At 44.3% G+C, this 6,528-nt stretch carries 5 protein-coding genes and 1 pseudogene; 4 read left to right on the top strand and 2 right to left on the bottom strand.

Features of this window, described 5'->3' with window-relative positions:
* A partial coding sequence (locus RH88_RS02570; protein ID WP_005593247.1) for an Ig-like domain-containing protein occupies positions 1-777 on the bottom strand: 777 nt, incomplete at its 3' end.
* Between the two features lie 181 nt (positions 778-958).
* On the opposite strand from RH88_RS02570, the pseudogene RH88_RS02565 reads away from it, so the two are divergent.
* Positions 959-1,728 (top strand): annotated as a pseudogene (locus RH88_RS02565) (IS30 family transposase).
* Positions 1,729-1,898: 170 nt separating this feature from the next.
* Here RH88_RS02565 and erpA read toward each other — a convergent pair.
* A complete protein-coding gene (erpA, locus tag RH88_RS02560; RefSeq protein ID WP_005593244.1) occupies positions 1,899-2,240 on the bottom strand; it encodes an iron-sulfur cluster insertion protein ErpA in 342 nt (113 codons plus the stop codon).
* Between the two features lie 285 nt (positions 2,241-2,525).
* Between erpA and hemL the strand changes: the two genes are divergently transcribed.
* The 3 genes from hemL to rsmC all read left to right on the top strand — a co-directional run bounded on the left by hemL (position 2,526) and on the right by rsmC (position 6,366).
* Positions 2,526-3,818 (top strand): glutamate-1-semialdehyde 2,1-aminomutase, encoded by a 1,293-nt coding sequence (gene hemL, locus RH88_RS02555; protein WP_005593243.1) that lies wholly within the window; start codon positions 2,526-2,528, stop codon positions 3,816-3,818.
* 343 nt (positions 3,819-4,161) lie between these two features.
* Entirely contained in the window at positions 4,162-5,247 is a 1,086-nt protein-coding gene (locus RH88_RS02545) for an AI-2E family transporter (protein ID WP_005593240.1), read from the top strand.
* A 96-nt stretch (positions 5,248-5,343) separates the two neighbouring features.
* Positions 5,344-6,366, top strand: coding sequence for a 16S rRNA (guanine(1207)-N(2))-methyltransferase RsmC (gene rsmC, locus RH88_RS02540; RefSeq protein WP_005593239.1), 1,023 nt, complete (start codon positions 5,344-5,346; stop codon positions 6,364-6,366).
* Positions 6,367-6,528 lie beyond the last annotated feature (162 nt).

Below are 6,528 nucleotides of genomic sequence, written 5' to 3'. Positions count from 1 at the left end.
AAGCCCTGTAATTTTATTTTGATTAACAGAAACAACATCTGGGACGGTTGAAATTAAAGTGACATGATTTGAAATATTATACGCTGAGCCATCATCAAAATACCCGGTTACCTCAATGGCTTTATTGGTGCGTGTACCTAACATTACCTTTGATGAAGGCAAACGAATAGAGGTTAACGCAACCTCTCTAACATCAACATTAATCTCGCCACTGTAGCTATTTCCAGCCCCAACGCCATTGATTATATTGTTATTAACTGTCGCCACTTGCGGGTCGCTTGATGTAAGCGTTTCAAAGTTCGTAATTGGGGTGGTGGTTTTATCGCTATTAACAAAATAGGCTGAAAAATTATTCGAAAAGCCAGATACAAGGCTCAAGTTACTTGGATAAATTTCAATGCCTTCAACGATCGGCGGGGTTACGGTGATATTAAATCTCTCTGAATATGAAGAATAACTCGCTTTAATTTCCGTATTTCCTTCGCCAACGGCTACCACCTCAGCAGGGTAAAAAAAGTTAACCACTTCGGTGTTGTCGGCAGCCCAAGTGATGTCTTTATTGCTTAATTGAATGTCTTTCCCGCTTGCAAGCTGACCGAAAGCCACAAGCTGAACTTTCTGCCCCTTCGCAAGCGAGCTCGGCACATTTTCAATGCGAATACTGATAATCTCATTATCTACATTAGTGGATGCTCCTCCACCATTATCATCGCCAGACTTGCAGCCAATTAAGAGACAACTGGCAATAAAACTTAAAAACAGAGGTTTACATTTCATAATATACATCAACCATATAAGCAAAATTATAAAAAGGCTTGTCTGATAACTACGCCTATAACCCAAGATATTTAAACCCGATTTCAAATAATAAGTGTGACATTAATGGGAAGGTGTAGAAGAGGAAGCCAACTGCTGAAAGTGGTACGCTCTTCTCGCCAAAGAAACAAGCAGTACTACCATGAATTATCAGCAGTTGACCGAGGGCAGAAGATACCAGATTTCTACTATTTTGGAACGAATACTTTCGGTTTCTGAAATAGCTAAAACCGTTCAGTGCCATCGCTCTACGGTATATCGGGAGCTTAAACGCGGCAGCAAAGTTAGTCATTATTTCCCAAGCGAAGCTCAGGTATTCTCAATCAAAAAACGCACATCAGCGCGTAAATACAGAATAACTCAGGAGCGTGTTGATTTTATCCGCCTCCTTTTAGAATCGGATTGGAGTCCAGTGCATTAACTAGAGTCGGTGCCGCTGTCAGCCATGAGTGGTTCTACCGATTTGTTGTGCAGGATAAACGCTTGGGAGGCAAGTTATATCGCCACTTGAGGCAAGGTCACAAGCGGTATCGTCGCGGTAGAAAAGAGAAAGTGCCATCGAAGTCAGCAGATGATGTAACTAAAACCACCATAGAACTACTCATGCCTTAGAAGGAACATGTCCATACCATCACGGCAGATAACGGGAGAGAGTTTGCAGGCCATAAAACCATCACAAAGGCGTTGGAGGCTAATGTGTACTTTGCCCATCCTTATAGCTCTTGGAAGCGTGGAGCCAATGAGAATGCTAACAGGCTTTTAAGGCAGTATGTGAAGAAAGGAACCGACTTAACAACGGTAACAGACAGCGATAATGATTTCGCTATATCACGGATAAATTATCGACCTAAAAAATGTTTAGACTTCAAGCAACCAGCGATTGTCTTTAAAGAAATAGCAGTGGCTGCTTGATATTGGAGAGTGTTGCACCCCAATGGTTAAATTCGGAAGTGTCCAACCATTGAGGTCCACTTCTCAAGGTATCGTGTGATCAAGGTATCGGGTTACATTAAGACTATTTAGAAGTTCACTTTAAAATAAAAAAAGCCGCCCTTAGGCAGCTTTTTCAGTTACTTAGTTTCTTACACGCTAAACGATGCACCACAGCCACAAGTTGTTGTGGCATTTGGGTTGTTTACAAAAAAGCGTGAACCTTCTAGGCCTTCGGTGTAATCCACCATACCACCGATCAGGTATTGCAGACTCATTGGGTCAACAACTAAAGTTACACCACAGTTTTCAATCGTCGTGTCGCCTTCATTGACGCTTTCGTCAAATGTAAAGCCGTACTGAAAACCGCTACAACCGCCACCTGTGATGTACACACGCAACTTCAAATTTGGATTCTCTTCTTCTGCAATCAGAGCGTGCACACGCTTAGCTGCTGTATCAGAAAAGGTTAGGGGGATGTTGGCTTCGCTCACAACGACCTCTCTCTTATGATCTGCCATTCAAAACAACCTAATTGTTAGGTTCGCTTACAGCAGTTATCTTCTAATAATCTAGTGATTATCTAATACCTGAGTGCAGCGTTCAAGTATTCACCAATAATCGTTGAATATTTCTCTTTCGTGGTTCGTTGTTTTTCTCTTCATTTGCGTGAATTGGCCTCAAATTAGCCACAATATGTGGGAAAACATTTCGTGCACTGAGTTTGGCAGGTACAATGCCCACCTAATTGGTCCGAGCAATCAAAAGAGGATATTTCAATGACCAAATCAGCAGACTTATATCAAAAGGCGCAAAAGACCATCCCTGGTGGTGTGAACTCACCTGTGCGCGCATTTAACGGTGTGGGTGGCGCTCCAATTTTTGTTGAACGCGCTGATGGCCCTCTTATTTTTGATGCGGACGGCAAAGCCTACATCGACTACGTCGGTTCTTGGGGTCCAATGATCCTTGGCCACAACCACGCTCTGATTCGCCAAGCCGTGATTGATGCAGCGCAACGTGGTTTAAGCTTTGGTGCGCCAACTGAGCTTGAAATTAACATGGCTGAGTTAGTGACTGAGTTAGTGCCATCAATGGAACAAATCCGCATGGTGAGCTCTGGTACAGAAGCAACCATGAGTGCTATCCGTCTTGCACGTGGTTTCACTGGTCGCGATAAAATCATGAAATTTGAAGGCTGTTACCACGGCCATGCAGACAGCCTACTGGTGAAAGCAGGTTCTGGTGCATTGACACTTGGTCAACCAAGCTCACCAGGTGTACCGGCTGATTTTGCCAAATACACACTAACGGCAACCTTTAACGACCTTGATTCAGTTCGTGAATTGTTTGCAGCGAACAAAGGCGAAATTGCTTGTATCATCGTCGAACCCGTTGCGGGCAACATGAACTGTATTCCACCGGTTGAGGGTTTCCATGAAGGCCTACGCGAAATCTGTGATCAAGAAGGCGCACTACTGATCTTTGATGAAGTAATGACGGGCTTCCGTGTTGCTCTAGGTGGCGCTCAAGCACACTACAACATCAAACCTGATCTGACCACTCTGGGTAAAGTCATCGGTGGCGGTATGCCAGTGGGTGCGTTTGGTGGTCGTAAAGATGTAATGCAATACATCGCGCCAACCGGCCCAGTATACCAAGCAGGCACTCTGTCTGGTAACCCAGTGGCAATGGCGGCAGGCTTTGCTTGTTTGAGCGTACTACGTGCGGAAGGTAACGAGGCACGTCTTGCATCAGCAACAAAACAACTTGCTGATGGTTTCAAACGTCTAGCGGATAGCCACGGTATTCCACTGGTGGTAAACCAAGTTGGCGGCATGTTCGGTTTCTTCTTTACCGAACAAGAAAGTGTGACCTGCTTTGCTGATGTAAATAAGTGTGATGTAGAGCGCTTCAAGCGTTTCTTCCATCTGATGCTAGAGCACGGTGTTTACCTGGCACCTTCTGCTTTTGAAGCGAGCTTTACCTCACTAGCACACGGCAGCAAAGAAATTGAAGCGACACTAGAAGCGGCTGATCGCTGTTTCGCAATCATCGCTCAAGAAAAATAAGCCTTAATTCAGCCTTAGCTTCGTGGTGATGATGTCATTGTTCTCACACACTCAATAGCATGAAAAAGCGCGTTCGATAATCGAACGCGCTTTTTTTACTATCGTCACTCGAACAACACCGAAAACATCGCGCCATCCCGATAGCACCTCGTTCATTGCCAATTGATTACAACCAATAACACCAACACCGTACAAACAATTGCAAACCACGGTATCGAACGTTTTTTTGGCTCCGATTGACACCCCTTATCTTTACCACAACACCCCATCACACCCTCATTAGTTGCCTAGCCACTATTTTCACGTCATTATAATTGTATTGCACTTTACTTTGGGTTCGCTTGTGTCAAAAAAAATAAATATCACCTCTGATCATTGGGTGTTGATCGCAGCATTATTAGCGTCAGCCTTTGCCTGTTTTTTACTGCTTGAGCCGTATATCAACTCCATTGTGATGGCATTCATCATTTCGCTATTGATGTTTCCAATCCATGGCTGGATTGAAGGCAAGCTACCTAATCACAAAAACCTCGTTTCTTTGCTCTCTTGTATCGTATTGACCTTTATCATTGTGATTCCGCTGCTGTTTGTTTTTGCCGCTATCGTGCAGCAAGGTACGGTTTTTTCACAAAATGTGTATCAATGGGTGTCGACCGGCGGTATTCAAGAGATCTTTGCTCATCCTTTAGTGGTTAAGGGATTAAAACTGGTCAATACATACTTACCATTTGATGCAATTAAGCCACAAGAAATTGCCCAAAAAGTCGCGGAGTTCGCTACCACCTTTGGTACAAACATTGTTGGTATCAGCGCTAAAATTCTTGGTGATGCGACCAACTTCTTGATGTCGTTTTTCTTGATGCTATTCGTACTGTTTTTCTTACTACGTGATCACGACAAAATTATTTCCGCAATTCGTCATATTTTGCCACTATCACGTAGCCAAGAAGATAAATTGCTCGATGAAGTCGAAAAAGTCGCTAAATCAGCGGTAATGGGGTCGTTCTTAACCGCTATTGCACAAGGTTTTGCCGGTGGGTTTGGTATGTGGATAGCAGGCTTCCCAGGCTTATTCTGGGGCACAATCATGGGGTTTGCGTCGTTTATTCCCGTGGTTGGAACCGCACTTATTTGGGTACCTGCCGTCGCCTATCTATTCCTCACTGGAGACACCACATGGGCGATCTTCCTATTAGTGTGGAGTGTCGCGATTGTGGGCTCTATTGATAACTTACTACGTCCATTGTTGATGCAAGGCAGCGCAGGCATGAACACGCTGATGATTTTCTTCTCATTATTGGGGGGCTTACATCTGTTCGGCTTGATTGGTTTGATTTATGGTCCAATCATCTTTGCTGTCACCATGGTGTTGTTTAACATCTACGAAGAAGAATTCTCTGATTTCCTTGATTCGCAAGACAATAAATAAGCCATCAATATCTGCGTTGTTATTTAAAGCGTGCTAGTTTCAAGTGAGGGAGGATTATGAGAGAATCCTCCCTCTTTTTTTTCTGTCGAGCACACCATGTCTGCTTATATTGCCCCAAGCCAAATCGCTGAGCGCCAACTTGCCTACTTCGCAGGCAAACACGTCTTGGTGGCTGGCGAAGCTGAAGATCTTTTTCCCGTTGAATTAGCAAAACATTGTGAGTCTGTCACCGTGTTCACCACTAACTACGGCTACTATCGTCAGCTGAAAGCCAACACCAGCATCACAGCGGTATTTGGTGCCGAGTTTGATCAGCAGACCAATGCCGACATGGTGCTTTTATATTGGCCAAAAGCCAAAGCAGAAGCTGAATACCTACTCGCGATGCTAATGGCGAAGCTGGGTGCAGAGACGGAAATTGCCGTGGTCGGTGAAAATCGTTCTGGCATTAAGAGCGTCGAGAAGATGTTTCAGCCTTATGGCGTGGTTAAAAAATATGACTCTGCTCGTCGCTGCTCGTTCTATTGGGGTCAGTGCACCCAACAAGCTGCGCCTTTTAACATGGAAGCTTGGTTTAAAAGCTACTCTGTCGATTACCAAGGTACAGCCTTGACTATCAAAAGTTTACCGGGAGTCTTTAGCCACGGTGAGTTTGATATCGGCAGTAAACTGCTGCTTGATACCTTACCGTCATTGCACGGTAAAGTACTTGATTTCGGCTGTGGTGCTGGCGTGATTGGCAGCGTGATGGCGATGCTAAATCCAGAGATTAAACTAGAGATGTGCGACATCAGCGCGCTTGCGGTGGAATCCTCTAAAGCGACACTGGCAGCGAATGGCTTACAAGGCCAAGTCTTTGCCTCTGATGTCTATTCCGATTGTCACGATGGTTACCAATTTATCATCAGTAACCCTCCGTTCCACTCAGGGCTTGATACCAGCTACAGTGCAACCGAAACACTACTTGCACAAGCACCACAGCAACTTTCCTCGGCAGGAACACTGCTGATAGTGGCCAATAGCTTCTTAAAATACCCGCCGATTATTGAGCAGGCGTTTGGAAATTGCGAGACGCTAAATAAGACCAATAAATTCACCATCTACGCTGCAAAAAAATAACCTTCGGCCCAGAATTACTCAAATTCTGGGCTTTTTTACTGCAATTCAAATAAAACTGCGCCTTTTACCACGCTTTACATGTTACTTACTTGTCAAAGTAAAAAAACTCGTTAATTTTGTCATTTCAGCAAATTCAACGTTTTTAACACCGAGCCGATTACG

Origin of the sequence: Vibrio scophthalmi LMG 19158, assembly GCF_000222585.1 — a bacterium.
GTDB lineage: Bacteria > Pseudomonadota > Gammaproteobacteria > Enterobacterales > Vibrionaceae > Vibrio > Vibrio scophthalmi.
This window is presented reverse-complemented; position numbering and strand designations above follow the sequence as displayed.